The following is a 26,265-nucleotide window of genomic DNA, read 5'->3' on the forward strand; positions in this document are numbered from 1 at the left end:
AGGGGCGATGGAAGCGATTTTTCAGGTCGTCGCGAACGGCTCGGACGTGACGAAGGTTATTCAGGATCGCGTGCTCGAGATCCGGGCGATGGACAAACCCGGTCTAGACGCAGACGAGTGCACGATCACACTCGACGATCGCGATGGCCGCATCGAGTTTCCGCCGAAGGGCGCGACGTTGAAGGTGTCGATCGGATGGGAGGGGCAGGGGCTGTCGATGCTCGGCGAGTACGCCGTCGACGAGGTCGGACTTCGCGGACCGCCGGCCAGCGTCGTGATCCGGGGGAAGCCCGCGAACATGCGCGCGACGTCGAAGACGCAACGATACGGGAGCTGGTCGAACGCGAAGCTGGCCGACATCGTCGGCGACGTTGCGCGTCGTAACAAGTGGTCGGCCGCGTGCGACGTCGACGTCGTCGTGCCGCGCATCGACCAGTTCGGAGAGAGCGATCTGCACTTCATCACGCGCGTGGCTCGCCAGTACGGTGCGACGGCGACGGTCAAGGCCGGCAAGCTGATCGTCCTGCCGCGCGGCGGCGGCAAGAGCGCTAGCGGTAAGCCGCTGCCGATCGTCACGCTCTCGCCGGGCGACTTGCTCGACTACGACATCAATTTCCCGGACCGCGCGAGCTTTGCGGCCGTCCGCACGAAGGTGCACGACCGCAAGACGGGGAAGAAGATCGACCTGACGATCCCGAATCCGGATGCGCCGCCAGGTGCGTCCGCGGTGCATACCGAACGTCATGCGTTCGCCAGTCCGGAGGCGGCGAAGGCCGGTGCGACGTCGCGCATGGCGACGCTCAACCGGCACACGTCGACGAGCCGGCTGACGATGCGCGGCCGGGCAGACCTGTCGGCGGAGAAGACGATCGCGCTGAAGGGGTTCAAGACCGGTGTAGACGGCGAGTTTCTGATCGAGTCGGTCGAACACACGTTTGCATCGCGCGGGTGGATCACGGTCGTGACTTTGAACGGAGGGAACAAGGGGAAAGCGAAGGTCGGGCACAAGAAGAAGTCGGGCAAGAAAATCAATCTGGTGGTGCCGGCGCCGTAGTAACGCGTCACGCACTGTATTTGCAGGCCGCTCACGGGCAACCGGGGCGGCCTTTCTTTTTATCGGGCGAAGGGGAACCGATGCAAGACCACGAAAAATTGATTCTGGAGTTGATCGGCATGGGTGGATTGATCGGGATCGCAAAGGTGTTGGTGGGCGGGGAGCAACTGACGTTTCGGCTCGTTGCGGGACGGGCCATGTTGGGGTCCGCCACGTCGATGGTGGCCGGCATCGCGCTGCTGCAGATCCCGGATCTGCCGCCGATTGCGCTGCTCGGTCTGGGGAGTGCGCTCGGCATTGTGGGGTCGCAGTACCTCGAAGTGCTGCTGCGTCGGAATGCGAAGCGTGTGTTTGGGGGGAAGTGACGATGGCTCGAATCAGTGTGTCCGCTGCGGGCGGTGTGAACCGGGTGGCGTTTCTCGATACCATCGCTGTAAGCGAGATCGGCTCGCCGCTGCTCGCGAAGTCGGACGACGGTTACAACGTGCTGGTCGGGGCGACGGCATCGCGGCCGTTGCTGTTTGCGAGCTACGCGGCGCATCCGAACGTGCTCAACCGACAGATCCGCGTGCCGTCGACAGCGGCGGGCCGTTACCAGATCCTCACGCGCTGGTGGCGGATCTATCAGGCGCAGATGAAGCTGCCCGACTTCGGGCCGGTGTCACAGGACCGATACGCGCTTCAGCAGCTCCGTGAGCACGGTGCTTTGCCGTTGATCGATGCGGGGCGGTTTCGCGAGGCGGTCGCGAAGGTGTCGAACGTATGGGCCAGTCTGCCGGGGGCCGGCTACGGCCAGCATGAGAACGACATCGAGCATTTGCTGGCGGCGTATCGCGCGGCTGGCGGGGAGATGGTCGCATGACATGGATCGCCCCGCGCATCTGGCTGCTCGTCGTCGCGGGCGTCATTACCGGCGCTGCCTGCGGCTATTTCAAGGGGCATGGCGATGCCGACCAGTCCGCGAAGGTAGCGGACCAGGCACGGCAGATCGATGACCTGACGAACGAGCGTAACGAGTTTCGCCGCCGGTTGGCGGCACAACAGGAGATCGCAACCGATGCTGCGAAAGAACGTGATCAGGCGGCCGCTGACGCTGCTGTTGCAGATGCTGCTGCTGACGGCCTGCGCAAACAGGTTGCCGCACTCGTCGCCGATGCCCGACGTGCCGGAGCTGCGGCCGGAGGCGCGGCAGCCGGTGGCGCCCTCGATCTGCTTGCCGACGTGTTCGGCCGGACTGACGAGGCTGCGGGAGAGCTGGCAAAGATCGCTGACGAGCGGGGTATTGCCGGGCGGCAGTGCGAGCGTAGTTACGACGCGTTGATCAGCGACGCGCAAATCAACTTGCCGCAGTAGCGCGGCGATCGGGGCCGTGCGGTCTCGAAAGAAACAGGGCGACCGGAGGACGTGCAGCAACACGTCTCCCGGTCGCCTTTCCACTGTCTGAGCCAGTGAATTAGCCAAGGCCCTGCATACCTACGTAGGCGGGCCGGATTCTACACTAAGTTTAAAAACGGCTTTCACAATGGCAAATCCGATTATTCCGTGGATCGGCGGCAAGCGCCGCCTTGCAGACCATCTGATCCCGCGCTTTCCTGCGCACGAGTGCTACGTCGAAGTGTTCGCTGGCGGGGCCGCACTGTATTTCCTTCGGCCGCCGGCGAAGGTTGAAGTAGTCAACGACGTCAACGGCGAGCTGATCAACCTGTACCGCGTGGTGCAGCATCACCTCGAGGAATTTGTGCGGCAGTTCAAGTGGGCGCTCACCAGTCGCCAGGTGTTCGAATGGCTTAAGCAGACCACACCGGAAACGCTCACCGATATTCAGCGTGCGGCGCGCTTCTATTACCTGCAGAGAAACTGCTTCGGCGGAAAGATCGAAGGGCAAACATTCGGTACGGCGACGACAACCCCGCCGGGCCTGAACCTGCTGCGGATCGAGGAGGAACTGTCAGCTGCTCACTTGCGGCTTGCGAATGCGTTCATCGAGCGCCTGGATTGGGCGGCCTGTATTGATCGATATGACCGGCCGCACACGTTGTTCTACCTCGATCCGCCGTATTACGAAACTGAAGGCTATGGTGTACCGTTCTCATTCGCGGAATACGAGAAAATGGCCGAGCGGTTGCGCTCTCTCAAGGGACGAGCGATCGTAAGCCTGAATGACCATCCGGACATTCGGCGTGTTTTCGATGGGTTCCACTTCGAGACCGTGCCGATTCAGTACACCGTGGGTGGAGGTGGCAGGGCAACTGAACGAAACGAGCTGATCATCTTCAGTTGGGACGACGCAGCACAGCCCGTGGGGCTGTTCTAACCGTGGATGCCGGCGCGAACTTCCGTGCCGGTATCTCACGTATCGGTCAGCAGGTGCTGGCGGGGGGGCTTGATTGGCGGCGCAGACCCACCGCTCGGGCTACATCTTCGCTCGGAAGCGAGTTTTTCGTGTGATCTAATAGTTCCGGCTCGGCGGACGATTAGTAGTGGTTTGTCGACCTTTCACGTTCGATTGACCCTAACGGCCCCAGTTTTCGGTTAGTTGGTGCTGCACATTGCCAATGTGCCGGGCCGATTTAGTATGCGAAAACCACGTCTGGCTAGGGCGTGCACAATTAGAAGCGAGGAGATCAATGCAACCCCGGACGGCAGCGCCTTATTTCATTGTGGCGGTCGGTATCGTGATCGCGTGCTCGCTAATGGGCCTGTGCGTGCTGCAGCTGTTCCAAAGTCGTCACGATGCACTAGAGCGAGCCAGCGAAACCTCGCGCAATCTCGGCCTGATGGCCGAGCGCGACATTGAGCGCAACTTCGAACTCTACGACCTGTCCTTACAGGCGTTGATTCAAGGTTTGCAACGGCCTGACGTGATGGCAGCGGCGCCCGCACTGCGGCGGGGCGTGCTGTTTGACAATGCAATGATGGCGCAATTTATCGGCTCGCAGCTGGTGCTCGATGCCGACGGAAATATCGTTCTGGATTCGGCCAGCGACGTGCCGCGTAAGGGTAATTTCGCCGATCGCAAATACTTTACCGTCCACCGCGACAATCCAAACGTGGGGCTCTATGTCAGCGATCCATTTGTGTCGCGCCTGCGCGCCGGCATGCTCAGCATTGCGCTGTCGCGGCGCATATCGAATTCGGATGGCTCGTTTGCCGGTGTCGCGCTGATCGCGATCAACCTCGAGTATTTCCATAAGCTGTTCGCGGGCCTGTCATTGGGACAGCATGGCTCGATCTCGCTGATTGGCAAGGACGGCATCATGGTCATGCGGCAGCCGTACGATGTCCGTACCATCGGGCGCGACATCAGCAAAGCCGCGACTTTTCGGCGCTTTCGGAGCGCCCTTGAGGGATCGTTCTCGGAGACGGCGTCGATCGACGGCGTGCGCCGCCTCTACTACTTCAAGAATTTGCCGAATCTGCCACTGATTATCATGGTCGCAGAGGCTGAGCAGGACATTTATGCAGCGTGGCGACGCCGTGCCGAGACGATCGGTCTGCTAGTGGCGATATTCGGTGCTGCCTTCATTGCGCTATCAGTGTTTCTTAGCGCGCAATTTCGGCGTCGGATGCGCGCGGAATCCGAGCTTGAATTGCTGGCACGCACCGACGGGCTCACCGGCCTTAACAATCGCCGCAGCTTTGGGGAAGTTCTGGACCGGGAATGGCGTCGTGCACGGCGAGCCAGTTCTGTTTTCTCATTGCTGTTTGTCGATGTCGATCGCTTCAAAGCCTACAACGATACCTACGGTCACCAGGCAGGGGACGACGCACTGGCTGCAGTCGCGCGCTGCATCGGCGAGAACATCCGTCAACCGATCGATACGGCGGCTCGTTACGGCGGAGAGGAGTTCGTCGTGCTGCTTCCTGACACGTCGCAGACGGGGGCAGCTCAGACTGCCGAACGAATACGCGCGGCGATCAGCGAACTAGCGCTTGAGCATACCGGAAGCGAATACGGGCGAGTGACTGCCAGTATCGGCTTGGCGAGCTGGACGCCGGATCAGGACGGTGAGCCCGATACGGTAATCAAGGCGGCCGACGAGGCGTTGTACTACGCGAAGGCAACCGGCCGAAACAAGGTTACCTCCTTTCAGGCCACTGTTTGACTGTGACAGGAGTCGTTGGGGCGGGAAAAGTTGCTTTGGCTGGGCAAGTTCAAAGTGGCTCTGATGCACCGGTGCGAGGTTTACCGTCAGACGGTAGTCGTTGAATGGTGGACATCTCGACTGGCTGGAAGAGGGCTATGTCGACGGTCGGAGCAGAATCCGTGAGTGCTGGAACAATTTCCCGAGGGCTGCGGCTCAAGTTTGTTGCGATGTAACCGATAACCCATTTGGACCCGCCTCGTGCCAGAGGTGTCCGTTTCTCTTCCCCGTCCTCAGTATTCCCCCGAGGGCGGGGCTTTTTGCACACGGGGGGCGTCCGTCACAGCAACTCTGCTGATGCCCCGTGATGGATCGACTATATTCAAAATGCCTCGGGGATGGACATCAGGTGGGCATATGAAATTCGCAAACAATGACAACGCAGGGCCTCTCTGGGGCGTCATCGCCGGCCTAATTCTGGCGGTGGTCGGACTCAGCATGGGCTTCTTTCCCAAGCTCTTACACAGCGCCGGTGTGCTGAATGACTTTGTCGCTTCCGGCGTAGCGATGATGGGAATTTTCCTTGTTGTTTACGCGATTCACGAATTGCGGCGTCAACGCCCGCGGTGAGTGTTGACGCTGGCATCAACGAGGAGGTCGTCCACGATTATTTCGCCTGCCGCGCGGCCAGCATGCAATGCATCGAGGCAGTCGGAAAACAGCTTGCCATGATCGCCGGCTAAGCGAATCGGTGCAAGAAGTAGCGACGGCACGTTGGCTGAACGGATGTGGACGATGGCAACGAAGCCACGTGAGATCTCGTCAGTCGACGCATCGATCTTGTGTTCGCAGCGAACGTCGATCGCATATCCACGATAGGTGTACGCGCTGGTCATATTGAGCCTCACTGCGGGTTGGGCGACGCTCGACATCATGCACGCGAAAGTATAGGACGTGCGGTCGAATTGCGACATGAATCTAGGCTACGTACGCCAGTCGCTACTGTAGGCCAACTCAATGATTTTCTTCGTAGGAATGCTCGCCCGCAATCTGGCGATTGCGTCATGACGGAAGAATTTGCAGCGTGCAATTTCGTTACTTGCTTGCGGCTTCAGGTCGGCTCCAAGCTCTCCCACAAACACGTGATGCAACTTCGAGAGGCCGCCGAAGTGCATCGCGTAGGTGAGGTCTAAGTCAACCAGCCCTGTCTCTTCCCAAAGCTCCCGGCACGCCGCATCCAGTGGGGTTTCGCCAGCCTTAATTGTGCCGCCGGGTAACGCCCATCGCGATGCAGCGCGGGCGACCAGCAGAACTCGTTCACCCCGGAAGCACACAATCGTTGCGCGTTCTTTGACGGAGACAACTTCGCTTTCTTGGCTGCTCATAAAAACTGACACTCGAACATTTTTTAGTATTTGTTGGCCGTGAGCGAGGTGCGGGGATAGATCCGTGCGACGGATGACGGTAACCTGTCACCGCAAGCGTGGCAAGCGCTGTATGAAACAGTAATCTAACAGCTCAGCTGAACCAGTAGTGTTGCCGATGAGTCCCGACAGCATCAAGAAGAAATAAAAAGGGGGAGCGCATGGATGATCGTTTTGTCAGTATTGAACAAGAGCTGGCACATGTAAAAAATGCCGTTGATACTCTCTGTGAGAAGCGCCAAGAGTTTCCACTCGGTACGGTCATCGGCGATCCCGCGTATTGGCGCGCGAGACTTCAGGCGATTCGCAGTTCGGCAGAGCGTTACAACTACCTGAAGCTCAGGGATCGTGCTGATGAATTGCTCGACAAGGTCTCGAAGCTGCAGTATTGGGTTCCTTGACCCAATGGCGCAAGCGCTAGATCTGGCTAACGTCACGTAGGTGTGCGCCATGTTGGTTGCCCGGCAAAGTTCGATCACCCCGGCTCGGATACCGGCGATGACGAGATGTGAAGCGGACGGGCGCGCCCTAGGTGCGGTTGACATATAACTAGACCGGTCCCTATTATCTTCCGCGCCCGGACCGGGCAAATATTTCGTGATATTCCTGAAGGGAGCTTTCATGTCGCGCCAAATTCGGATGACGTTTCGAACGATGGGGATCGCTATGTCCGTCGTAGGTGCCCTTGCAGGATGTGTTGTGGGACCGACAAATTCCTCATACCCGCAACCACAGCTTGTTGCCGCTCAGAAAGACGCGAATGCCCGCTACACACAAACGCTGACGTCGTTCATCGCTTTTGCTTCGAATGCCAAATCCGATAGCCGTGCTCGAATACTGGAGGCTTATCAGGGCGTGCTGTATCAATACTCGCTGGCTGCCGTAAGTTATGTGCAACTGGTGTATCCCTCGATGCAGGCCCTCCCGCCCGCGCTGCAGCCGCTTCCCGCGCCGGCAGGAACGCCGACGATCGCCGACGTCGATCGCGACTACGAGCACATGCTCGGGATGAAGGTGGCGATGTGGGATATCGGTACGGCGGCGCTTTGGGGGAAGACCTCGAAGATGTCGATCCCCCGATACCGGGGTGCCATTTCGCCGTCCATGCCGGTTACGCCGCCGTTGCCGCCCTTCCAAGACGCTCGCGACCCCAAGTATGCACGGCTGGTTGCCATGACGAAGCAGGTGGAGGATGCGCAGACCGCTGAGTTTGAGCAAAAGCGACAGGCAGATTCTAGGGAGATTGCTAGGGCCATCAATGCGCCGAAGGGATCGTCATACTCGGCGCCGCAACAGCAGCAAGGGGTGCAGCGTTGGTGTACGCAGTCAGGTGGCGGTGTCATTGGCCGGGTGCCGTGCTGAGTGTATCGCTGATTTTTGAATGACCACGTACCATATACATCTGGGGCCGGTGTTCTGTTCGGCTTGGGTGCGATGCGAAAAACACGAAGCTGAGTGTTCTCAAAGACGTTAGAACAGGTGCATTTCGTCACGCAACTACATACTTGCCGGCGCTGGTCTTATTTAAGCACCTCACGTAGCGGCCCCACATGCTAGGGCATGTCAGGCGGCGAATTAAGTGAGTCACGTGGCGTGGTCTGCTTCTGGTAGGGTTCTTCTAAGCGACTCAACGGCTTCTTGGATGATTCTAATTTGAATGGCTTCGGTTTTGGATGGTTCTCTTTTGGGATTGATATTGAGTATGTATTTTTTTGCAAAAAATGCAAGGGTACCATCTTCTATGGCAAATATGCTTTGTAAGAAGCAAATAATTATTGGAGTTTTAATTCCGTCTAATTTCCACTGATCGCCGTATTTGTTTACTTGTGAGTGAAATACATCGAAAAGCCATTTGTCTGCAGCATGTCTGAAGTGGTCAGGGGTCTCGAAGTATGGATGTTCGGTGAAGGGGCTGCTTGGGGTAACATCGAGAGCTATCACGCCTGGCAATCCAGATTTTTCTATTTGATTGCGTGCCTTTTTGATGTGTTGTTGTAAATTTTCTACTCTAAAGCGTTTGGCCGCCACGCCGAATTCGATATTTTTATAATTGCATATTACATCAGGTTCGTCGTATCTGATGCTGCATCCGGCTGCGTTAAATCGAGCGCCTACATAATATTCAAAAAGCTTGTCGCGACCTGCTGAATTGATGTTGTTGATTGGATTAATTGGGTCTTTGAAAAACGCTACTCTTATATCTCTGGGGAGTTTTTGATATTTTTTGTGAGTGGATAGTACGGCCCATATCATTGATAGATCAATGGCGGATCTTGTGAATGACTGAAATGATTCCTCGGTCGGGATGGATGTTGTATTGAGAAATTCTTGCATTATTGTGCGTTGCGTGCTGTATCTTGCGTTTTTCTGAGGTTCTATTCCTCGTTGCTGCAAAAAATCGTCAATTTTTTCATAATTTTTGATTATTACTCTTACGTCGCTCTCGTTGTATGCTGTTGCCCATGACCGATAAAGTGGATGGGTGGCTGGTAAGTTGTTGGTCCGGGATATGAAATTTGATGTTGACATATTTTATATAAATTTAGGGTTTAATGTTTCTTATTAAAATTCGACTGAGTCGAGGGTGTGTCTATATTTCTAGTATATAGCAGCGGACACAGGTCGTAACGTCTGGATAAAAATTGTCATGATTGTGAGTCTGTGGCTGGACGATTAAGGGAAGTGGCTAACGATGGCGAGCTAAGTTGGAGGTGACCAGCTACCCCAGTCCCGTGTCCATAAGAAGAGTACGGATACGGGCAGGTTTATCTGGTGCGGATTTGCTACAGCAGGAAGTGTGAGCCTTGCTGGACAAGCCTTGCGCTTATCATTCCGTCCCCTGAACTATAGGGTGAAATATTACCGCGGATGTTCGGGTTTATCAGTGGCCCATACGGAGGCTGCTCCACGAAAACACTAGGTCGGGGAGGCTTGCAGTGCATCTTCTATGAGCTAACCTCTGTACGTAGAGCCGCATCAAAAATACGGGAGTAAACGGAATCAGGTGAGCTTCGAGTCACTGTCCAACGCCCAGACATCTACTGCAGTGGACCTGGAACCAATGAGGAGAAGAACTATGGCTCACGTCTGCAATATGGGGGGAACCGTCTGGCCGAACGGCTTGCCGCCTGGCTGGTGCATGCAGGACCCCATAAACGATGTTTCACTTTGGTACGACAAGCGATACTTCAAGCTCAAGAACGCTAGTGATAGGGCCATGCGTGCCACAGTCAAGCGAACGTTAACGAGCGGTCAGGTCCAGTCCGTGGATCTGGATGTGAACAATCACGACGCGACCGACTTGGTGGTGTGGCTGGCCGGCACGGATACGGGTTCAATTGAACTTGTGACTGCAGTCAAGTCGCCGGAAAGCGACACCCTGAAGGCATTAGATCACCTAGCAGTTGAGCAGGAGACGGGCGTCGACAATATTCCGCTTAGCTATGTGCGCAATCATTGGGGGGTGCCGGTCTACATCTCAATCGACATCTATCGCGATAACATGCCTCAGCCTGACTCGTGGGTCAGACATGTGCTCGACCCGAGGGCGAGGTTGCTGATCTATGCAGATTTCTCTGTTCCAACCTTCAAATGGCGAGCAGGCGTGCTTGAGCGAACTGACTTCTACCAGCCGTGGCCACCACAACCCGCAATCAAAGTCAGCCCCGCCACGCCGTAGTTGAAGGAGTGTCGGCGAGAGGTGCGGGCCCTACTGCTGCATCCGGGATCGAGGGGCCGCGTGAGCGGACGTGTTCAATTGCGGCCATATCCGGGTGGCCACCGTCAGGTGGCTGAATTGAATGGTTAATATCGTTAAGGTATTGATACTTATATATTTATGATGGCCTGCAAAGCCGTTTAGGCCGGTTCGACTCCGGCTCGCGCCTCCAGCAAGAAAAGAAAAGCCCCGCTTCGGCGGGGCTTTTCTTTTTTCTGCGTACGTTGCGGAGAGGGGCCGGCGGGCACATGCGGTAGCCTTGCACGATGCCCGGGCTTTCGAAGCCTGCCCGAGACGTCGAGGTGATCGATGACGTACCACCATCTCCCGTACTTCGCGATGTTTTGCTGGATTGGCGGCGTCAAGCCGCATATATCCGCGACCCACGATCGAAAGGGCGGGCGAGCGTTGCCGGGGGAATCGCAATGAATTTCCCGGGAACTCGCAACGAGGGAAACGCGGCTGTCTGATTGCGTTGAAATCGCGATGCTGCTGCATCAGCCCGGATATGAAGCGACGCTCGCGCTGAATCACGAAAAGCTGCACGCGTTGGCCGGCAGTCCATGCGACCGGATTTACGTGGCGACCGTGGATGACGAGTTCGTCGGCGGCATCAGCCTGCCCATCCTCCCGCTCTTTCATGCGAACGGTAATCTCGGGCGCATCACGAGCATGGTCGCCGACGCGCGCTGCAGAGGAGGCGGGATCGGCGGTGCGCTGACGGCGGCTGCGGAACGCTGGTTCGAGAATGGCGGATGCGTTCGTAGCGTACTGAGCAAAAAAGCCCGCTTTGTGCGGGCCCTTTTTCGACGCACGCGGCTCGAATGACGTGTCGGCCACATGGTGTCTCAGATGTCGTGGCGACGCCTGATCAACCATCCACCGGCTGCGCCGGCGTCTCGAGCTTCAGCTGATAGAACGCCGCATCGAGCCAGCGGCCGAACTTGAATCCCGCCTCCGTGATCGTGCCCGAGTGCACGAATCCCAGCTTCGTATGCAGCGCGATGCTTCCGGTATTGGTCGCATCGATGCAGCCCACCAGCACGTGCACCTGCGCTTCGCGCGCACGCCGGACCACTTCGCGCAGCAGCAGTTCGCCGAGCCCGCGGCCGCGCTGGTCGCCGCGCACGTAGACGCTGTGTTCCACCGTGTACTTGTACGCGGGGAACGCGCGGAACGTGCCCCAGCTCGCGAAGCCGAGCAGCGTGCCCGATTCGTCGACGGCGCCGATGACCGGAAACCCGCCCGCGCGCTTCGTCGCGAACCACGAGACCATCGCTTCCGGCGGGCGAGGCCGGTAGTCGTACAGCGCGGTCGAGTTCGCGATCGCGTCGTTCAGGATCTCGAGGATGGCCGCTGCATGCTCGGCCTCGCTGCAATCGATCAGGCGCACGTCGTCGCGCTGTTTCGGGGAATTCATACGGGCTCCTTCCTGTTGGCTCTAAACCGATTGCGCACACGCGGTGCGCATCACGCGCTCCGCACGCCGGCGGCGGCGGATGCATCGCAGATCACGACGACATAGCGCGCGGCATGCGACGACGGGTTGCTGAAGATCAGCGGCTGGTCGAGCCGCATGGCCAGACAGTCGCCTTCGTGAAGTTCGTGAAGCGCATCGCCGAACGTGACGTCGACGCGGCCGCTGATGATCCATACCTGCTGGTGCAGCGCGCTTTCGCGCCCGCCACTGTCGTATGCGACGCGCGCGCCGGGCGGGAAATCGACCTCGACGAGCTGAATCGGCGACGGCCAGCCGGCCGGAGAGAGGTTGCGCCGCACATAGCCGGACGCCGGATCGCGCCATTCGGCCTGCTGCGCGCGCCGGGCCAGCGGCTGCGCGGGCGCGTCGTCCTGGTCGCCGCCGAACAGCCCGGCCAGCGAGACGCCGAGGCCGGCCGCGAGCTTGTCGAGCACGACGGCTGTCGGGCTGGCCGACGCGCGTTCGATGAGCGAGATCATCGAACGGCTGACGCCGGAGCGCGCGGCCAGCGCATCGAGCGTGTAGCCTCGAACGGTGCGCAGGTCGCGCACGCGTCGGGCAATGCGCTCGTTGATGCCGGTGTCGTCGGCCGTGGTGATCGCTGTTTCTTTCATGATGGATTTATTTTCCAGCAAACTGGAATCCGATGTCAACGGCATTTGCCGCGACCGGCGAAGGGGGGCGGAAATCGGACGGCTTGCCCGGCAGGCGTACGCAGCGTAATATACGAAACAGCTACGTTTCGTTTAATTGGGGATATATGGGCATCATCAAGATTTCCGAGCACATGCATGAACGGCTGCGCTCGACGAGCACGGCGCTGAGCCGTTCGATCAACGCGCAGGCCGAGCACTGGCTGCGTGTCGGAATGCTGGCGGAACTCAACCCGGCGCTGTCCTACGGCGACATCTGCAAGATGCTGATCGAGGCCGAAGCGCGGGGCGGTGACGTGGGACCGGCTGAACCGGTCGCGCAGCACATCGAGCAGGTGGCGTAATGGCGAAGCGAGAAATTCCGATCCGCGGCGCCGCGGAAATCGCCAAGTCGCGCGAAGCCGCGAAGCTCGCGTCGCAGGTGCTGACGATGATCACCGAGCACGTGAAGCCGGGCGTCACGACCGACGAGCTGGACGCGCGCTGCCGTGAATACATCGTCGACGAACTCGGCGCGATTCCGGCGAACATCGGGTATCACGGCTATCCGAAGACACTGTGCACGTCGGTCAACCACGTGGTCTGTCACGGCATTCCGACGTCGCGGCCGATGCGCGACGGCGACATCGTGAACCTCGACATCGCGGTGATCAAGGACGGCTGGTTCGGCGATACGAGCCGCATGTATTTCGTCGGCGAGCCGAACGAACTCGCGCGGCGGCTCGTCGCGGCGACCTACGAGGCGATGCACGCGGGCATCCGCGCGGTGCGTCCGGGCGCGACACTGGGCGATGTCGGCTACGCGATCCAGCAGGTCGCGCATCGCGAAGGGTTCAGCGTGGTGCGCGAGTACTGCGGGCACGGCATTGGCGACGTCTATCACGACGAGCCGCAGGTGCTGCACTACGGCCGCCCGGGCACCGGCGTGCCGCTGCGGCCGGGGATGATCTTCACGATCGAGCCGATGCTCAATGCGGGCAAGCGCGACACGCGCGTGCTGGGCGACGGCTGGACGGTCGTCACGAAGGACCATTCGCTGTCCGCGCAATGGGAGCACATGGTCGTGGTGACGGAAACGGGCTTCGAGGTGCTGACCGAGGATGCGAAGCCGCAGGCGTTCGCGGCGCTTTCAGGCACGCACGCGGCCTGACGGCGCAGCGCTGCAACGAAACGGGCCCCTTCGAGGGGCCCGTTTCGTTTGAGGTTGCGCAGCATCCCGCCGCGCGACGCGTAACGGCCGTTCAGCCGCGCGCCTTCTGCCACGCGTGTTCGACGAACACGCGGCACAGCGCTTCCATCCCTTTGCGGTCCTCGTCGTCGAAGCGCGCGGCGACCGGGCTGTCGACATCCCACACGCCGATCAGCGTGCCGTCGCCGGCCACCAGCGGTACGACGATTTCCGATTCCGATGCCGCGTCGCATGCGATGTGGCCCGGGAAATCGTGCACGTCGCGCACGACCTGCGTCTCGCGCGTCTGCGCGGCCGTGCCGCACACGCCCTTGCCGAGCGCGATCCGCACGCACGCGGGCTTGCCCTGGAACGGCCCGACCACGAGTTCGGTGCCGTCGAAGAAGTAGAAGCCGGCCCAGTTGAGGCGATCGAGCGAGTGATAGACGAGCGCGGAGAAATTCGCGGCGTTTGCCGTCAGGTCGCGTTCGGACTCGACGAGGGCGCGTGCCTGCTCGACGAGCGTCGCGTATTGATCGGCCTTGGAGGCGTTGGGGTCGTTGGACAGCGTGAACATGACGGGAAAGCGATCAGGGTTGTGAAAATGCGCGTGGCGCGTACCGCAGTCTACGGCACGCGCGCGCGGCCTGCAGCGCTCAGTCGGGGTCGAGTTCGGCAAACCGCTCCGCCAGGAAGTCGAGCAGCGCGCGCACCGCGGGCAGCAGCCCCCGGCGCGACGCGAACACCGCATGCACGATCTCGCGACGTGGTGCCCAATCCGGCAACACCGTGACCAGTTCGCCGCGTGCGACCTCGTCGCGGACCATCATCGTCGGCAACTGCACGACGCCGACACCCGCGACGGCCGCCGCGCGCAACGCGAGCATGCCGCCCGTCACGAAGCGCGGCTGGTGATGGATTTCCGCGTGCGCACCATCAGGCCCGCGCAGCCGCCATACGTGTGTGGACTGCGGCGCGCCGTGATCGAGGCTCGGCACGCGTGCGAGATCGGCGGGAACGGCTGGCGCGCCGTGCTCGCGCAGCAGCGCGGGGCTCGCGACGAGGCACTGGCCGCGTTCGGCGAGCACGCGCAGCGCGAGATCGCTGTCCTCGAGCGGCGGCGGGCGCACGCGGATTGCAACGTCGATCCCTTCACCGACCACGTCGACGCGCCGGTTGGTCGCTTCGAGGTGGATCTCGACGCGCGGGCATGCGGCCATGAACGCGGCGATCATCGTGCCGACCAGCGAATCGAGCAGCACGATCGGGCAACTGACGCGCACGATGCCGCGCGGCTCCTCGTGCAGCAGCGCGATCGCCTCGTCGGCCGCATCGGCCTCGACGAGCATCGCGCGGCAATGTGCGTAGTACGTCTGGCCGACGTCGGTGACCGTGAAACGGCGCGTCGAACGCTGGATCAGCCGCATCCCGAGCCGGGCCTCGAGCAGCGCGATACGGCGGCTCAGCTTCGATTTCGGCATGTCGAGCGCACGCCCGGCCGGCGCGAAGCCGCCGTGTTCGACGACCTGCACGAAATAATAGAGATCGTTCAGATCCCGTGCTTTATCGTTCATGAAATAGAACGCTGAGTGCGATTTCGGCAGTCTACCGGATCGATCGTTCCACCTCTATATTGCTACTCATGGATGCGAAACACGTGTTTCGCCGCAATTTGGAGAAGGGCAATGAAGAAGATCCAGGGTGTGTACAGTGCGCCGCGCGGCCATTGGGTCGGCGACGGTTTCCCGGTGCGTTCGATGTTCAGCTACCAGTCTCACGGCACGCACCTGAGCCCGTTCCTGCTGCTCGACTACGCCGGCCCCGCGACGTTCGAGCCGGCGACGGCACCGCGCGGAGTCGGCCAGCATCCGCACCGCGGGTTCGAAACGGTGACGATCGTCTATGACGGCGAAGTCGCGCACCGCGACTCGACCGGCGCGGGCGGCGTGATCGGCCCGGGCGACGTGCAGTGGATGACGGCCGCGAGCGGGATCCTGCACGAGGAATTCCACTCGGAGGCGTTCACGAAGCGCGGCGGTGCGCTCGAGATGGTGCAGCTGTGGGTGAACCTGCCCGCCGCGGACAAGATGGGCGCGCCCGGCTATCAGACGCTGCTGGACGCCGACATCCCGGTGGTCGAACTGCCGGACGGCGCAGGGCGCGCGCGGATCATCGCCGGTGAACTCGACGGGCGGCGCGGCCCGGCCCGTACGCATACGCCGATCGACGTGTGGGACGTGCGGCTCGTGGCAGGCGGCCATGCGCGGTTCCCGGTCGCCGAAGGGCGTACGCTCGCGGTGGTCGTGCTGAGCGGCACCGTGCAGGTGAATGGCGAGACGGTCGCTCGCGAAGCGCAGTTCGTGCAACTCGGCCGCGACGGCAGCGACGTCGAGATCGAAGCGAACGGCGACGCGAAGCTGCTGATCCTGAGCGGCGAGCCGATCGACGAGCCCGTCGTTGGCTACGGTCCGTTCGTGATGAACTCGCAAGCGGAGATCCGCACCGCGATCGAGGACTTCAACGGCGGCCGCTTCGGCCAGATGCCGGCATGACTGTCATGACGGCATGACGAACAGGCCCCGCACCATGCGGGGCCTTTTTTTCGCGCGCGGGCAGGCGGTCGCGCGCGATGTGCGCTTCGAGGCATAATCGACGGTTGCCGCGCGCCGGCCGGCGCGCTTGAATCAGGACCGCACATGAACGCATCCGCCGCATCCCCGGGCGCCGCCGATCTCGACTGGCGCTGGAAATCCTTCGACGCGCTGACGGCGCGCGAAGTCTATTCGATCCTCGAAGCGCGCAGCGCCGTGTTCGTCGTCGAGCAGAACTGCGTGTATCGCGACATCGACGACGCGGACCAGGCCGCGTGGCACCTGGCCGCATTCGATCCGGCCGGCCGCCTGGCCGGCTATCTGCGCGTGCTGCTGCCCGACGCGCAAAACACCGACGTGCGGATCGGCCGCGTGCTGACGACCGCCGTGTTCCGCGGTGCGGGCCTCGGCAACGGGCTGCTGTCGCGCGCGCTGGAGCATATCCGCGCGCAGTGGCCGGATACGCCGGTGAGCCTGCATGCGCAGGCTCACTTGCAGCGTTTCTACGGCGCATTCGGCTTCACGCCGAGTTCGGACGTGCACGACGAGGACGGCATCCCGCACGTGTGGATGAGCAGCGCGCGCGCATGACGCGCGCCGCGCCGCGCAGCGCTCAGTGCGCGGCGTGCGGTACCGGCGGCTTGTCCGCGCGCTGCACCGCACGTTCGCCGATCAGGCGTCCGCGCGCGGACAGCCGCAGCCAGTGCCGCAGCGCGATCAGCGCGCCGATCACGCTCATCATCGAGCCCGGGATCCACAGCAGCAGCCCGCCGATCTGCTGATCGCGCAGCGGGCTCAGCCACGTGAACGCGCGGCCGCAGATCGAGTAGATCGGATACAGCTCGTGCGGCGTAAAGAAGATCAGCGCGCCGAGCGCGATCTGCGGCGGGATCGCCGCGACGACGATCAGGATCCGGCGGCCCGGCGACAGCCGCGCGGGCGGCGCCGGCCGCGGATCGACGACGAGCCACCAGAACAGCAGCCCGTCGATCACCATGCTCCAGTTCATCACGCGATAGAGACGCCAGTCGAGCATCGCGATGAAGTGGATCGGCGACAGCAGCCAGAAATAGATCAGCCCGACGAACAGCACGACCGCGACGACGGGATGGAACACGACGTCGAGGGTCGCGCGCACGGGCGCCCACGCGAGCGCGGGGCGCGCGAAGCGCTGCCGCCAGCTGAACGGGATGCCCGCGCGGATCGCCGCGCCCGGATACGACAGCGCGATGAAGAACGGCCCGAGGTGATGCAGCACGAGATGCTGCGCGCGGTGCAGGAAGAACTCGTGCTCGAAGAAATAGTCGAGCCGCGTATGCAGTGCGATATAGAGCGCCGTCAGCCCGAACCAGAACGAGAACTGCCGCAGCGGCGTCACCTTCGCCTTCTTCACGCCGCGCGCGAACAGCACGGCGGCGGTCAGCACCGCGATGACGACCGTCGGCGACGGTTCCCACGGATCGAGCCAGTACAGGAGGTTCATCGCGCGCGGATCACTTCGTCTGGGCCGGCGACTTCACGGCGAACGGTGCGTCGACCGTTTCGCCGTCGGAGAATTTCAGGCGCAGGTGCACGGTGTCGCCCGGCTTGATCGCGTGCTTCGGTTCCTCGAGCATGAAGTGATAGCCGCCCGGCGCGATGTCGACCTTGCCGCGTGCGGGGATCGTCAGCTTGTCGACCATTTCCATCTTCTGCGTCGAACCGTTCGACACGGTCTGGTGCAGCATCGCCATCCCGTAGTCGGGGCTGTCGACGTCGACGAGGTCGACCGGCTTGTCGCTCGTGTTCACGAGCGTCACGTAGCCGCCCGCGGGCAGCTTGTTCGGCAGCCAGCGCACCCATGCGCCCTGCGCGGTGATCGCGCCGGCGGCATACGCGTGGGCGCCGACGCACAGCGCGGCGAGGAGGGCGAACGTCTTGAGAGTCGTCTTCGTGTTCATGTCGGAATTCAGGTGTGGGAGGCGGTGTCGATGATCCGGCGCACATCGGCGGCGATGGCGTCGGGCGAATCGCGATCGGTCGCGAGCAGGCGCGCGCGGCCGGTTGCGTCGAAGATGTAGACGGCCGAGCTGTGCGTGACTTCGTAGCCGCCGGACGGATCGCGCTGTTCCATCTGATACGCGACGCGATAGCGTTTCGCGAGCGATTCGATCTGGCCGTCGGTGCCGGTCAGCCCGCGCGCATGCGCGGCGTCGAACGCGGCGACGTACGACTGCATCATCTGCGGCGTGTCGCGCGCGGGATCGACCGACACGAACAGGATGCGCACGTCATCGGCCCGCGGGCCGAGCTTGGCGAGCACTTCCATCAGCCGCGCCATTGTTTCGGGGCAGACATCGGGGCAGTGCGTGTAACCGAAGTAGACAAGCGCGATGCGGCCGTGGAACGCGTCGGCGTCGACGGGATGGCCGTCGCCGCCCGTCAGCGTGAACGACAGGTCGGGCAGGTGGCCGGTGACGTTGGTCAGGTTCCAGCGCGGCTCGTCGTGCGTGCACGCGGCGAGCGCCACGGCGGCGGCGACGGCCGCGGCCGTGTGGATGAGGCGGGACAAGCGCCGGTGCGGCGCGGGACGGGCAGACGACATCCTGGGGCTCGATCGGACGGAAAGGTGGCCGGCCGGCGCGATGCCATGCGTCGCGCGGCAGGCGGTTGCGACTGTAGCGCAATTCGTCCGTCCGCGTCCTTTCGAAACCCGTACGGGGCGCGCGAGCGGGGCAATATGTCGCAGTTGACGCAACGGGGCGCGTGAGGCTGGCAATGCACCGGTTTCGCCCATCTCGGTGCGCAGGCGCGGTAAGATGCGCACAATTCCATTCGCGCAGTGGCGGCCTGCGTTTGCCGGCCGACCCCCAGACTATCGAATCGATGCAATCCGTTCCGGCTTCCCTGTCCCTGACCGATACCGCGTTCTTCTTCGACTTCGACGGCACGCTCGTCGAACTGGCGCCGACCCCCGACAGCATTCACGTTCCGTCGTCGCTGCTGACGCTGCTCGACGAGCTGCGCCGCCGCTCGCACGGCGCGGTCGCAGTCGTGTCCGGACGCGGGATCGACAACCTCGACACGTTCCTGAAGATGCCCGATCTGCCGATCGCGGGCCTGCACGGCGCGGAGCGCCGCGATGCGAACGGCGACACGCAGCGTATCGGCTTCAACGACGAACGCCTCTTGCGCATCGAGCGCGAGCTTGCGGGCGTCGTCGACCGTCATCCGGGCATGCTCCTCGAAATCAAGGGCGCGGCCGTCGCGCTGCACTTTCGCAATGCGCCGGAGCGCGAGGCCGTGGCGCGCGAAGCGGCCGAGCGTCTCGTCGCCGACTATGCCGATGCGTACGTGCTGCAGCCCGGCAAGATGGTGTTCGAGATCAAGCCGAAGGGCGTCGACAAGGGGCGCGCGCTGGCCGCGTTCCTCGACGAGCCGCCCTTTGCGGGGCGCGTGCCGCTGTTCGCGGGCGACGACCTGACCGACGAGAAGGGCTTCGCGGTGGTCAATGCGCGCGGCGGCCTGTCGATCAAGGTCGGCGCCGGCGAGACGTCGGCCCGTACGCGGCTCGATTCGGTCGACGCGCTGCATGAGCAGATCGCGCGCTGGCTCGGCGCGGGGCAGCCGCACGCATGAGCCGGCTCATCATCGTTTCAAACCGCGTCGCGCCGATTTCGGAAGGCGAACCGGCGGCGGGCGGTCTCGCGATCGGCGTCTACGACGCACTGAAGGAGACGGGCGGCATGTGGTTCGGCTGGAGCGGCGAAGTGGTCGCGTCCGGTGCGCCGCAGCCGCAGATCCGCGTCGAGGAGCGCGGGCCCGTGACGTTCGCGACCGTCGGGCTGTCGCGCCGCGATTACGACCAGTATTACCGCGGTTTCTCGAATGCGACGCTGTGGCCTGCGTTCCATTACCGCGCGGACCTGATCCAGTACGACCGGCACGAATTCGACGGCTACCGTCGCGTCAACGTGTGGCTCGCGCAGCAGCTCGTACCGCTGCTGCAGGACGACGACGTGATCTGGGTGCACGACTATCACCTGATCCCGTTCGCGCGCGCGCTGCGCGATGCCGGCGTGAAGAACCGCATCGGCTTTTTCCTGCACATCCCGTTTCCGGCCGCGCAGGTGCTCGTCAACGTACCGCCGCACCGCGAGCTCGTCGAGTCGCTGTGCGCGTTCGATCTGCTCGGCTTCCAGACCGAGCCCGATCTACGCGCGTTCTGCGACTACGTCGAGTTCGAGGCGGGCGGCGAGGCCGAGCGCGACGGGCACACGGTGCGCGTGCGCGCGTTCGGCCAGACGCTGTGCGCGGCCGCCTATCCGATCGGCGTGTATCCGGACGAAATCGCGTCGCTCGCGCAGGCGGGCGAGCATGGCAAGGCCGTGCGCACGCTCGCGACGTCGCTGCGCGGGCGGCAGCTGATCATGAGCGTCGACCGGCTCGATTACTCGAAGGGGCTCGTCGAGCGCTTCCGCGCATTCGAGAAGCTGCTCGAGCACCAGGCGTCGATCCGCAACCGCGTGTCGTTCCTGCAGATCGCGCCATCGACGCGCGCGGACCTGCGTGCGTACCAGGACATCCGCCTGCAGCTCGAAGCGGAGTCGGGGCGCATCAACGGGCGCTACGCGGAGCTCGACTGGGCGCCGATCCTCTACATTCACCGCCAGTACGACCGCCAGGTGCTGGCGGCGCTGTACCGGCTTGCGCGCGTGGGGTTCGTGACGCCGCTGCGCGACGGGATGAACCTCGTCGCGAAGGAATACGTGTCCGCGCAGAATCCGGACGATCCGGGCGTGCTCGTGCTGTCGCGTTTCGCGGGCGCCGCGCGCGAGCTGACGGGCGCGCTGATCGTCAATCCGATCGACATCGACGGGATGGCCGATGCGCTGTCGCAGGCGCTGACGATGCCGCTCGCCGAGCGGCGCGCGCGCTACACGGACATGATCGCGCAGCTGCGCGAGAACAACGTGTCGGTGTGGCGCGACAATTTCCTGCGCGATCTGCAGCACGTCTGACCGGCTGCTTCCGGTGCAATGAAAAAAGCCGCCGTGCGTGATGCACGGCGGCTTTTTTGTCGGCTGGATGCCTGCGCGTCAGGCGACGCGCTCTCCGGTCGGCGTGTTGCCGTCGGGTGCGGCGTGATGGCGGCCGTGCTGCTTCGCGAGCAGGTCGCGATACAGGCCGGGGCGGTTGCGCAGCACGTCGGGCGGGCCGTCGTCGATCACCTTGCCGTTGCTCATCACGATGATCCGGTCGAAGTTGCGCAGCGTCGACAGGCGGTGCGCGATCGCGATCACCGTGCGGCCGACCATCAGGCGGTCGAGTGCGCTCTGGATCGCTTCCTCGGACGCGCTGTCGAGTGCCGACGTCGCTTCGTCGAGCAGCAGGATCGGCGCATCCTTCAGGATCGCGCGCGCGATCGCGATGCGCTGGCGCTGGCCGCCGGACAACTTGACGCCGCGATCGCCGACGATCGTGTCATAGCCTTCCGGCATGGCCTCGATGAACTCCGCGCAGCGCGCGTCGCGCGCGGCGGCGAGCACTTCGTCGCGGGTCGCCTCGGGGCGGCCGTACGCGATGTTGTCGTAGATGGTCCGGTGCAGCAGCGAGATGTCCTGCGGCACGAGCGCGATCGCATGGCGCAGGCTGTCCTGCGTGATCGTCTTCACTTCCTGGCCATCGACCTTCACGGCGCCGTCCTGCGTGTCGTAGAAGCGCTGCAGCAGGGCAAGCACGGTCGACTTGCCGGCGCCCGACTTGCCGATCAGGCCGACGCGCTGGCCCGGTTCGATATGGAGGTCGAAGTGGTCGAGGATCGCGCGGCGGTGCGGGTACGCGAACGTCACGCGCTCGAAGTCGACGCGGCCGCCCGTGGCCGACAGCGGTTGCGCGTCGGAGCGGTCCGGCATCCCGTGCGGTTCGAGCAGGGTCTTCACGGCCTCGGAGAGGCGTGCGACGTGCTGCGTGACGTCGACGAGCGCGACCGCGAGGTCACGCGTGCCGTGCAGGATCGTGAAGCCGAGCGAACTGACGAGCACGATGTCGCCCGACGTTGCGCGGCCCTGGTCCCACAGCCACAGCGCCCAGCCGAGCAGGCCGGCCGACAGCATCGCGGTGATCACCGCGTGCAAGAGGCGCAGCTTTTCGAGATAGAGCAGGCTTTGCTGGCGCGCGTCCATCTCGGCCTTGACCGTCGCGCCGAAGCGCTTCTGTTCGCGCAGCGTCATGCCGAACGCGCGCACGAGGCCCATGTTGCCGATCACGTCGACGAGCTCGCCGTCGACCGCGGCGGCTTTCGCCGCGAACGCATGATGGCGAGCCGAGCCGCGCCCGGCGAGCTTGAACAGGATGACGGACAGCACGGCCGAACAGCCGAGCAGGCCGGCGGCCATCAGCGGATTGACGACGATGATCATCAGGATCGCGCCCATCACCGCGATGCACGGCGGCAGCACGTTCCACGCCATCGTGTTCTCGGACGTGTAGACCGCGTTCGACGTGGCCGTGATGCGGCTCGCGAGCGTGCCGGGCTGCTTCTCCGAGTAATACGTCGGCGAATGGCCGATCAGGTACTGGAACAGGTCGCGCCGCAGGTCGCCTGTCACCGCGACGAACGTGTGCGCGGCGACCCAGCCGCCGACGCGCCACAGCAGGTTGTCGGCCGCGATCAGCCCGACGAGCAGCGCGAACGCGCTCCACAGCGGGCCCGGGTGATGGCGCCCGGTCGCGAGTACGTCGATCAGGTGCTTGATCGCGTATTGCGAGCCGAGCGCGCAGCCGACGGCGGCCAGCACGCTGCAGAACACGATGAGGTGCGCGACGGGGTGGAGACGGATGTAGCGGAACAGGAACGCGATCGGCCGGTGCGCGTAGCTCGACAGCTCCGCGTTGTGGGCGTTGCGCTGGGCAGGGGTGAGAGATTCCAAAATATGCGTGCGGTGATTCGGTGATTGAGCGTTGCGGCTGGATCGCATGCCGGCGTTCGCCCGGACTGAATAATCCGGCATTGTAAACAAGGCCGTGCGTCGCGCTGCGCGAATCTTGCCTTGGCCAGGGGGCTCGCGATCGATTTTGAGATAAAATCCGGCATCCCGTCCTGCCTCATGTGCCGGAATCGTGCTGCCGGCAGCCACGGGTGACCTGGATCGCCAAAAGGGCCTTCCACTCTAGAACGGACACCCAAGTCCGCGGGTTGCAAAGTGTTGCACCTTTGTAACAAAGTAAAGTGTTTGAAATGTTGTGCGCCGTATCAGGATTAACCCTAGATAATCGGCTCCGGGTTCGATTCCAGGTTTTTTTACGAACCCCTGTCAACGGGTCTTCGTTTCAAACGTTCTATGCCTGTCGCGTCGCCGACGCTCCTTGAGCAGCGCGGGTTCGACGCCCCCGGCAGGCTGATTCGTCTGATTGTCGGACGAGATGCTTCCAGCCCGGACCGCCGGCAGGTTGCCGACCCATACCTGGTTTTTAGCCGATTTTTTAGGAGTTACGCATGCGAATCGCCCAAATCGCTCCGTTGCATGAAGCGGTGCCCCCGAAACTGTACGGTGGTACCGAGCGAGTGGTGTCCTACCTCACCGAAGCACTTGTCGAGATGGGGCATGACGTCACGCTCTTCGCGAGCGGCGATTCGCAAACCTCCGCAAAGCTCGAAGCGTGCTGGCCGCAGGCGCTGCGCCTCGACCCGACGATCCGCGACGTGATGGCCCCGCACATGCTGCTCCTCGAGCAGGTGCGCCGCCGCGCGGAAGAGTTCGATGTCCTGCACTGCCACATCGACTACTACCCGTTCTCGCTGTTCTCGCGCCAGCCGGTCCCGCATCTGACGACGATGCACGGCCGTCTCGACCTGCCGGAACTGCAGCCGATCTTCAATGCATTCAACGACGTGCCGGTCGTGTCGATCTCCGACAACCAGCGCATCCCGCTGCCGCAGGCGAACTGGCTGTCGACCGTGTACCACGGCCTGCCGGAAAACCTGCTGACGCCGATCCCGAACGTGAAGCCGAGCTACCTCGCGTTCCTGGGCCGCATCTCGCCGGAGAAGCGCGTCGACACGGCGATCCGCATCGCCGAACAGGCCGGCCTGCCGATCAAGATCGCCGCGAAGCTCGACAAGGCTGACCGCGCGTACTACGAAGAAAAGATCAAGCCGCTGTTCGCGCTGCCGCACGTCGAGTACATCGGCGAAATCAGCGAGTCCGAAAAGACCGAATTCCTCGGCAACGCGCATGCGCTGCTGTTCCCGATCGACTGGCCGGAGCCCTTCGGCCTGGTGATGATCGAGGCGATGGCATGCGGCACGCCGGTGATCGCGTTCAAGCGCGGCTCGGTGCCGGAAGTGATCGACAACGGCGTGTCGGGCTTCGTCGTCGAAGACGAACTGTCGGCCGTCGCGGCGCTCAAGCGCCTCGATACGCTGCCGCGCGAGAAGGTCCGCGCCGCGTTCGAAGCACGTTTCTCGTCGAAGGTGATGGCGCAGAACTACGTGAAGGGCTACGAGGAACTGCTGCGCCAGAAGCGCCGCACGGTGCTCCGCGAAGTCAACGCAAGCTGATTGCGGGCCGCTGCCGCGCTGCGGCGCGCGGCCGTCATCGACGCCCCGTCCGGGTTTCCGGCGGGGCGTTGTCACATCCGCGGCGCGGATGTGTTGTATTCTCGCCGCGCCCGGCGCCGCGAACGGCCCCCGAAGCGGCCCGGCACGCCATCCAGCCGTCTGTCCAGCCGGTAATGTCCCTATAATGGCCGTGCCGTGAAATCCGGCCCTGTACGAATATCCAGAGGAGAGCAGTCTTGGCGAGAACGAAAACCACGCGCGCAGCGCCGGCCCCCGGCGCCGGTGTGATCTTCGCGTTGCGCGCGATCGGTCTCGTGCTGCTCGCGCGCTGGCTGTTCTCGATGTCCCAGATGGGCTATCGCTCGTCGCTGTCCGCGATGGTGTCGTCGCCGTGGGCGTTCGTCTACCTCGTGCTGATCTTCCTGCTGCTCGCGCTGCCGGGCGCCGCCGCGCGTGCCGAGCGGCCGTTTCATCCGCTGCCGCAGTGGCTGCGTCAGGCGCTGCGCGTCTTCGCGCTGATCGGTTTCCTGTTCGCGGTCTGGTCGATCGGCATGTTCGCGTGGGTGGCCGGCTGGCGCCACGCGCTGCATGCGGTGACGGCGACCAACGGCTGGCTCGTCGCCGCGCCGGCGCTCTACGCGGCAATCGTCTGGATCTGCCGCCCGCGGCCGCTGTGGCGCACCAACGTGGCCGCTCGCCGCTTCGCGGTCGGCCGGTATGCGATTTCACTCGACGTGCTGACGCGCACCGCGATCGTCTGGATGGAAAGCCGCAAGGTCGGCCAGTACGACGCGCGCGAGCTGTCGGTGCGCTGGCCCGGCCGGGCGGCACCTGCCGTTGCGGGCGAGGGCGCGCTGGAGACGCAGCCGGCAGTCGTGCCGCCGCGTCGCGGCAGCCTGTTCAATCGGCCGAAGGTCGAACTGCTGTGGGATTCGCCGGCGGCCGTCGGCCATAACCGGCAGATCGTGATGCGCGCGCGGCTCGCGACCGAAGGTGACCGCGTCGCGGTGCTCGCGCTCGACGCCGCGCTCAAGCAGATCGTCTGACAGGGCCTGCGCACCGGGCGCGGGCGACAAGGAGGCGCGATGATCGTCCGCTGGTTGCTGGCTGCCATTCACCTGAGCGCGTTCGGCGTCGCGTTTGCCGCGATCGCGGGGCGTAACCGCGCATTGCGCCGGCTCATCGCGTCCGCGCAGGCCGCCGACCTGCCTGGCGTCTTCAAGGCGGATGCTGCATGGGGAGTGTCCGCGCTCGTGCTGGTCGTGACGGGCCTCATGCGCGCGTTCGGCGGTTTTGAAAAAGGCGCCGCGTACTACCTGCACGAACCACTCTTTCACCTGAAGATGACAGCGCTCGTGCTGATCCTGCTGCTCGAGGTCGTGCCGATGCTGGGGCTGATCCGATGGCGCGTTGCCGCGCGGCAGCAGCAGATGCCCGATCTCGGCCGTGCGCGCACCTATGTGCGGATCGGCCATTGGCAGGCCGTGCTCGTGATCGTCATCGTGTTCGCCGCGTCGGGGATGGCGCGGGGGATCGGGCTGGCCGGGTAG

Annotated in this window: 31 protein-coding genes and 1 tRNA gene; 21 read left to right on the plus strand and 11 right to left on the minus strand. The window is 63.2% G+C overall.

Annotated elements, in window-relative coordinates:
• Nucleotides 1-7: 7 nt before the first annotated feature.
• The 7 genes from BLA15945_RS07800 to BLA15945_RS07830 all read left to right on the plus strand — a co-directional run bounded on the left by BLA15945_RS07800 (nt 8) and on the right by BLA15945_RS07830 (nt 5,769).
• Nucleotides 8-1,054 (plus strand): phage late control D family protein, encoded by a 1,047-nt coding sequence (locus tag BLA15945_RS07800; RefSeq protein WP_174991984.1) that lies wholly within the window; start codon nt 8-10, stop codon nt 1,052-1,054.
• A gap of 80 nt (nt 1,055-1,134) precedes the next feature.
• Nucleotides 1,135-1,419 (plus strand): phage holin family protein, encoded by a 285-nt coding sequence (locus BLA15945_RS07805; RefSeq protein WP_059233775.1) that lies wholly within the window; start codon nt 1,135-1,137, stop codon nt 1,417-1,419.
• A 2-nt stretch (nt 1,420-1,421) separates the two neighbouring features.
• On the plus strand, nt 1,422-1,916 hold the full coding sequence (locus BLA15945_RS07810) for a glycoside hydrolase family 24 protein (RefSeq protein WP_174991985.1): 495 nt from the start codon (nt 1,422-1,424) through the stop codon (nt 1,914-1,916).
• On the plus strand, nt 1,913-2,407 hold the full coding sequence (locus tag BLA15945_RS07815) for a DUF2514 family protein (RefSeq protein WP_174991986.1): 495 nt from the start codon (nt 1,913-1,915) through the stop codon (nt 2,405-2,407). Before BLA15945_RS07810 ends, BLA15945_RS07815 begins: the two co-directional genes overlap by 4 nt.
• A gap of 169 nt (nt 2,408-2,576) precedes the next feature.
• The gene (locus tag BLA15945_RS07820) at nt 2,577-3,368 is read left to right on the plus strand and encodes a DNA adenine methylase (protein ID WP_174991987.1); all 792 of its coding nucleotides are present in this window, start codon (nt 2,577-2,579) and stop codon (nt 3,366-3,368) included.
• Between the two features lie 313 nt (nt 3,369-3,681).
• The gene (locus tag BLA15945_RS07825; RefSeq protein WP_174991988.1) at nt 3,682-5,160 is read left to right on the plus strand and encodes a sensor domain-containing diguanylate cyclase; all 1,479 of its coding nucleotides are present in this window, start codon (nt 3,682-3,684) and stop codon (nt 5,158-5,160) included.
• 396 nt (nt 5,161-5,556) lie between these two features.
• A complete protein-coding gene (locus tag BLA15945_RS07830) occupies nt 5,557-5,769 on the plus strand; it encodes a hypothetical protein (RefSeq protein ID WP_174991989.1) in 213 nt (70 codons plus the stop codon).
• On the opposite strand, the gene BLA15945_RS07835 is transcribed toward BLA15945_RS07830, so the two are convergent.
• Both BLA15945_RS07835 and BLA15945_RS07840 read right to left on the minus strand, forming a co-directional pair.
• Nucleotides 5,754-6,035, minus strand: coding sequence for a hydrogenase maturation factor (locus BLA15945_RS07835; protein ID WP_174992105.1), 282 nt, complete (start codon nt 6,033-6,035; stop codon nt 5,754-5,756). The genes BLA15945_RS07830 and BLA15945_RS07835 overlap by 16 nt on opposite strands.
• 87 nt (nt 6,036-6,122) lie before the next feature.
• A complete protein-coding gene (locus BLA15945_RS07840) occupies nt 6,123-6,524 on the minus strand; it encodes an NUDIX hydrolase (RefSeq protein WP_174991990.1) in 402 nt (133 codons plus the stop codon).
• 200 nt (nt 6,525-6,724) lie between these two features.
• On the opposite strand from BLA15945_RS07840, the gene BLA15945_RS07845 reads away from it, so the two are divergent.
• Together BLA15945_RS07845 and BLA15945_RS07850 are read left to right on the plus strand one after the other, a co-directional pair.
• Nucleotides 6,725-6,964, plus strand: a complete 240-nt coding sequence (locus tag BLA15945_RS07845; protein WP_174991991.1) for a hypothetical protein — start codon at nt 6,725-6,727, stop codon at nt 6,962-6,964.
• Nucleotides 6,965-7,184: 220 nt separating this feature from the next.
• Entirely contained in the window at nt 7,185-7,925 is a 741-nt protein-coding gene (locus BLA15945_RS07850; protein WP_174991992.1) for a hypothetical protein, read from the plus strand.
• 222 nt (nt 7,926-8,147) lie between these two features.
• On the opposite strand, the gene BLA15945_RS07855 is transcribed toward BLA15945_RS07850, so the two are convergent.
• A complete protein-coding gene (locus tag BLA15945_RS07855; protein ID WP_174991993.1) occupies nt 8,148-8,897 on the minus strand; it encodes a hypothetical protein in 750 nt (249 codons plus the stop codon).
• Between the two features lie 742 nt (nt 8,898-9,639).
• Here BLA15945_RS07855 and BLA15945_RS07860 point away from each other — a divergent pair.
• The 3 genes from BLA15945_RS07860 (at nt 9,640) to BLA15945_RS07870 (ending at nt 11,109) form a co-directional block, all read left to right on the plus strand.
• Nucleotides 9,640-10,242, plus strand: a complete 603-nt coding sequence (locus BLA15945_RS07860; RefSeq protein ID WP_174991994.1) for a hypothetical protein — start codon at nt 9,640-9,642, stop codon at nt 10,240-10,242.
• 110 nt (nt 10,243-10,352) lie between these two features.
• Nucleotides 10,353-10,453, plus strand: a tRNA-Cys gene (locus tag BLA15945_RS07865).
• A 314-nt stretch (nt 10,454-10,767) separates the two neighbouring features.
• Nucleotides 10,768-11,109 carry a GNAT family N-acetyltransferase gene (locus BLA15945_RS07870; protein ID WP_174991995.1) on the plus strand — a complete coding sequence of 114 codons (342 nt, stop codon included), beginning with the start codon at nt 10,768-10,770 and terminating at the stop codon, nt 11,107-11,109.
• Between the two features lie 43 nt (nt 11,110-11,152).
• Here the strand turns inward: BLA15945_RS07870 and BLA15945_RS07875 are convergent, their stop codons facing one another.
• Entirely contained in the window at nt 11,153-11,701 is a 549-nt protein-coding gene (locus tag BLA15945_RS07875; protein ID WP_174991996.1) for a GNAT family N-acetyltransferase, read from the minus strand.
• Between the two features lie 50 nt (nt 11,702-11,751).
• Complete coding sequence (locus BLA15945_RS07880) at nt 11,752-12,375, minus strand: helix-turn-helix domain-containing protein (protein ID WP_174991997.1); 624 nt, start codon at nt 12,373-12,375, stop codon at nt 11,752-11,754.
• 146 nt (nt 12,376-12,521) lie between these two features.
• Here BLA15945_RS07880 and BLA15945_RS07885 point away from each other — a divergent pair, with 146 nt between their 5' ends.
• Entirely contained in the window at nt 12,522-12,758 is a 237-nt protein-coding gene (locus BLA15945_RS07885) for a ParD-like family protein (protein WP_027783949.1), read from the plus strand.
• Nucleotides 12,758-13,564 carry a type I methionyl aminopeptidase gene (gene map, locus BLA15945_RS07890; RefSeq protein ID WP_059235336.1) on the plus strand — a complete coding sequence of 269 codons (807 nt, stop codon included), beginning with the start codon at nt 12,758-12,760 and terminating at the stop codon, nt 13,562-13,564. The genes BLA15945_RS07885 and map overlap by 1 nt, the downstream gene beginning before the upstream one ends.
• Before the next feature lie 91 nt (nt 13,565-13,655).
• On the opposite strand, the gene BLA15945_RS07895 is transcribed toward map, so the two are convergent.
• Together BLA15945_RS07895 and BLA15945_RS07900 are read right to left on the minus strand one after the other, a co-directional pair.
• On the minus strand, nt 13,656-14,159 hold the full coding sequence (locus BLA15945_RS07895) for a GAF domain-containing protein (protein WP_059235333.1): 504 nt from the start codon (nt 14,157-14,159) through the stop codon (nt 13,656-13,658).
• 79 nt (nt 14,160-14,238) lie between these two features.
• Nucleotides 14,239-15,156 carry a LysR family transcriptional regulator gene (locus tag BLA15945_RS07900; RefSeq protein ID WP_174991998.1) on the minus strand — a complete coding sequence of 306 codons (918 nt, stop codon included), beginning with the start codon at nt 15,154-15,156 and terminating at the stop codon, nt 14,239-14,241.
• A 111-nt stretch (nt 15,157-15,267) separates the two neighbouring features.
• On the opposite strand from BLA15945_RS07900, the gene BLA15945_RS07905 reads away from it, so the two are divergent.
• Nucleotides 15,268-16,134 carry a pirin family protein gene (locus tag BLA15945_RS07905; protein ID WP_174991999.1) on the plus strand — a complete coding sequence of 289 codons (867 nt, stop codon included), beginning with the start codon at nt 15,268-15,270 and terminating at the stop codon, nt 16,132-16,134.
• 144 nt (nt 16,135-16,278) lie between these two features.
• Nucleotides 16,279-16,764: a GNAT family N-acetyltransferase gene (locus BLA15945_RS07910; RefSeq protein ID WP_174992000.1), complete on the plus strand. Its 486-nt coding sequence runs from the start codon at nt 16,279-16,281 to the stop codon at nt 16,762-16,764.
• A gap of 22 nt (nt 16,765-16,786) precedes the next feature.
• Here BLA15945_RS07910 and BLA15945_RS07915 read toward each other — a convergent pair whose 3' ends face one another.
• From BLA15945_RS07915 to BLA15945_RS07925, 3 genes are read right to left on the minus strand one after another with little or no spacing between them, the layout of a single operon-like run.
• Nucleotides 16,787-17,656 (minus strand): cytochrome c oxidase assembly protein, encoded by an 870-nt coding sequence (locus BLA15945_RS07915; RefSeq protein ID WP_174992001.1) that lies wholly within the window; start codon nt 17,654-17,656, stop codon nt 16,787-16,789.
• Nucleotides 17,657-17,666: 10 nt separating this feature from the next.
• Nucleotides 17,667-18,113, minus strand: a complete 447-nt coding sequence (locus BLA15945_RS07920; protein ID WP_174992002.1) for a copper chaperone PCu(A)C — start codon at nt 18,111-18,113, stop codon at nt 17,667-17,669.
• A gap of 8 nt (nt 18,114-18,121) precedes the next feature.
• Nucleotides 18,122-18,757 (minus strand): SCO family protein, encoded by a 636-nt coding sequence (locus BLA15945_RS07925; RefSeq protein WP_174992003.1) that lies wholly within the window; start codon nt 18,755-18,757, stop codon nt 18,122-18,124.
• Between the two features lie 281 nt (nt 18,758-19,038).
• On the opposite strand from BLA15945_RS07925, the gene otsB reads away from it, so the two are divergent.
• Together otsB and otsA are read left to right on the plus strand one after the other, a co-directional pair.
• A complete protein-coding gene (gene otsB, locus BLA15945_RS07930) occupies nt 19,039-19,791 on the plus strand; it encodes a trehalose-phosphatase (protein WP_059235321.1) in 753 nt (250 codons plus the stop codon).
• Entirely contained in the window at nt 19,788-21,173 is a 1,386-nt protein-coding gene (otsA, locus tag BLA15945_RS07935) for an alpha,alpha-trehalose-phosphate synthase (UDP-forming) (protein WP_174992004.1), read from the plus strand. The genes otsB and otsA overlap by 4 nt, the downstream gene beginning before the upstream one ends.
• Before the next feature lie 78 nt (nt 21,174-21,251).
• Here otsA and BLA15945_RS07940 read toward each other — a convergent pair whose 3' ends face one another.
• Nucleotides 21,252-23,084 (minus strand): ABC transporter ATP-binding protein, encoded by a 1,833-nt coding sequence (locus tag BLA15945_RS07940; protein ID WP_059235317.1) that lies wholly within the window; start codon nt 23,082-23,084, stop codon nt 21,252-21,254.
• A gap of 566 nt (nt 23,085-23,650) precedes the next feature.
• Here BLA15945_RS07940 and BLA15945_RS07945 point away from each other — a divergent pair.
• The 3 genes from BLA15945_RS07945 to BLA15945_RS07955 all read left to right on the plus strand — a co-directional run bounded on the left by BLA15945_RS07945 (nt 23,651) and on the right by BLA15945_RS07955 (nt 26,265).
• Nucleotides 23,651-24,715, plus strand: coding sequence for a glycosyltransferase family 4 protein (locus BLA15945_RS07945; RefSeq protein ID WP_059235315.1), 1,065 nt, complete (start codon nt 23,651-23,653; stop codon nt 24,713-24,715).
• Nucleotides 24,716-24,951: 236 nt separating this feature from the next.
• Nucleotides 24,952-25,761 (plus strand): hypothetical protein, encoded by an 810-nt coding sequence (locus tag BLA15945_RS07950; RefSeq protein WP_059235312.1) that lies wholly within the window; start codon nt 24,952-24,954, stop codon nt 25,759-25,761.
• Nucleotides 25,762-25,800: 39 nt separating this feature from the next.
• Nucleotides 25,801-26,265, plus strand: a complete 465-nt coding sequence (locus BLA15945_RS07955; protein WP_059235310.1) for a DUF2214 family protein — start codon at nt 25,801-25,803, stop codon at nt 26,263-26,265.

It is taken from the genome of Burkholderia arboris (assembly GCF_902499125.1).
GTDB lineage: Bacteria > Pseudomonadota > Gammaproteobacteria > Burkholderiales > Burkholderiaceae > Burkholderia > Burkholderia arboris.

Coding starts and splice junctions, on each gene's coding strand:
- BLA15945_RS07875 (WP_174991996.1), bottom strand. CDS start 11,701: ATGAATTCCCCGAAACAGCGCGACGACGTGCGCCTGATCGATTGCAGC.
- otsA (WP_174992004.1), top strand. CDS start 19,788: ATGAGCCGGCTCATCATCGTTTCAAACCGCGTCGCGCCGATTTCGGAA.
- BLA15945_RS07885 (WP_027783949.1), top strand. CDS start 12,522: ATGGGCATCATCAAGATTTCCGAGCACATGCATGAACGGCTGCGCTCG.
- BLA15945_RS07955 (WP_059235310.1), top strand. CDS start 25,801: ATGATCGTCCGCTGGTTGCTGGCTGCCATTCACCTGAGCGCGTTCGGC.
- BLA15945_RS07910 (WP_174992000.1), top strand. CDS start 16,279: ATGAACGCATCCGCCGCATCCCCGGGCGCCGCCGATCTCGACTGGCGC.
- BLA15945_RS07920 (WP_174992002.1), bottom strand. CDS start 18,113: ATGAACACGAAGACGACTCTCAAGACGTTCGCCCTCCTCGCCGCGCTG.
- BLA15945_RS07850 (WP_174991992.1), top strand. CDS start 7,185: ATGTCGCGCCAAATTCGGATGACGTTTCGAACGATGGGGATCGCTATG.
- BLA15945_RS07855 (WP_174991993.1), bottom strand. CDS start 8,897: ATGCAAGAATTTCTCAATACAACATCCATCCCGACCGAGGAATCATTT.
- BLA15945_RS07805 (WP_059233775.1), top strand. CDS start 1,135: ATGCAAGACCACGAAAAATTGATTCTGGAGTTGATCGGCATGGGTGGA.
- BLA15945_RS07880 (WP_174991997.1), bottom strand. CDS start 12,375: ATGAAAGAAACAGCGATCACCACGGCCGACGACACCGGCATCAACGAG.
- BLA15945_RS07820 (WP_174991987.1), top strand. CDS start 2,577: ATGGCAAATCCGATTATTCCGTGGATCGGCGGCAAGCGCCGCCTTGCA.
- BLA15945_RS07810 (WP_174991985.1), top strand. CDS start 1,422: ATGGCTCGAATCAGTGTGTCCGCTGCGGGCGGTGTGAACCGGGTGGCG.
- BLA15945_RS07815 (WP_174991986.1), top strand. CDS start 1,913: ATGACATGGATCGCCCCGCGCATCTGGCTGCTCGTCGTCGCGGGCGTC.
- BLA15945_RS07945 (WP_059235315.1), top strand. CDS start 23,651: ATGCGAATCGCCCAAATCGCTCCGTTGCATGAAGCGGTGCCCCCGAAA.
- map (WP_059235336.1), top strand. CDS start 12,758: ATGGCGAAGCGAGAAATTCCGATCCGCGGCGCCGCGGAAATCGCCAAG.
- BLA15945_RS07925 (WP_174992003.1), bottom strand. CDS start 18,757: ATGTCGTCTGCCCGTCCCGCGCCGCACCGGCGCTTGTCCCGCCTCATC.
- otsB (WP_059235321.1), top strand. CDS start 19,039: ATGCAATCCGTTCCGGCTTCCCTGTCCCTGACCGATACCGCGTTCTTC.
- BLA15945_RS07835 (WP_174992105.1), bottom strand. CDS start 6,035: ATGACCAGCGCGTACACCTATCGTGGATATGCGATCGACGTTCGCTGC.
- BLA15945_RS07870 (WP_174991995.1), top strand. CDS start 10,768: ATGCTGCTGCATCAGCCCGGATATGAAGCGACGCTCGCGCTGAATCAC.
- BLA15945_RS07840 (WP_174991990.1), bottom strand. CDS start 6,524: ATGAGCAGCCAAGAAAGCGAAGTTGTCTCCGTCAAAGAACGCGCAACG.
- BLA15945_RS07830 (WP_174991989.1), top strand. CDS start 5,557: ATGAAATTCGCAAACAATGACAACGCAGGGCCTCTCTGGGGCGTCATC.
- BLA15945_RS07905 (WP_174991999.1), top strand. CDS start 15,268: ATGAAGAAGATCCAGGGTGTGTACAGTGCGCCGCGCGGCCATTGGGTC.
- BLA15945_RS07915 (WP_174992001.1), bottom strand. CDS start 17,656: ATGAACCTCCTGTACTGGCTCGATCCGTGGGAACCGTCGCCGACGGTC.
- BLA15945_RS07900 (WP_174991998.1), bottom strand. CDS start 15,156: ATGAACGATAAAGCACGGGATCTGAACGATCTCTATTATTTCGTGCAG.
- BLA15945_RS07825 (WP_174991988.1), top strand. CDS start 3,682: ATGCAACCCCGGACGGCAGCGCCTTATTTCATTGTGGCGGTCGGTATC.
- BLA15945_RS07845 (WP_174991991.1), top strand. CDS start 6,725: ATGGATGATCGTTTTGTCAGTATTGAACAAGAGCTGGCACATGTAAAA.
- BLA15945_RS07860 (WP_174991994.1), top strand. CDS start 9,640: ATGGCTCACGTCTGCAATATGGGGGGAACCGTCTGGCCGAACGGCTTG.
- BLA15945_RS07800 (WP_174991984.1), top strand. CDS start 8: ATGGAAGCGATTTTTCAGGTCGTCGCGAACGGCTCGGACGTGACGAAG.
- BLA15945_RS07895 (WP_059235333.1), bottom strand. CDS start 14,159: ATGTTCACGCTGTCCAACGACCCCAACGCCTCCAAGGCCGATCAATAC.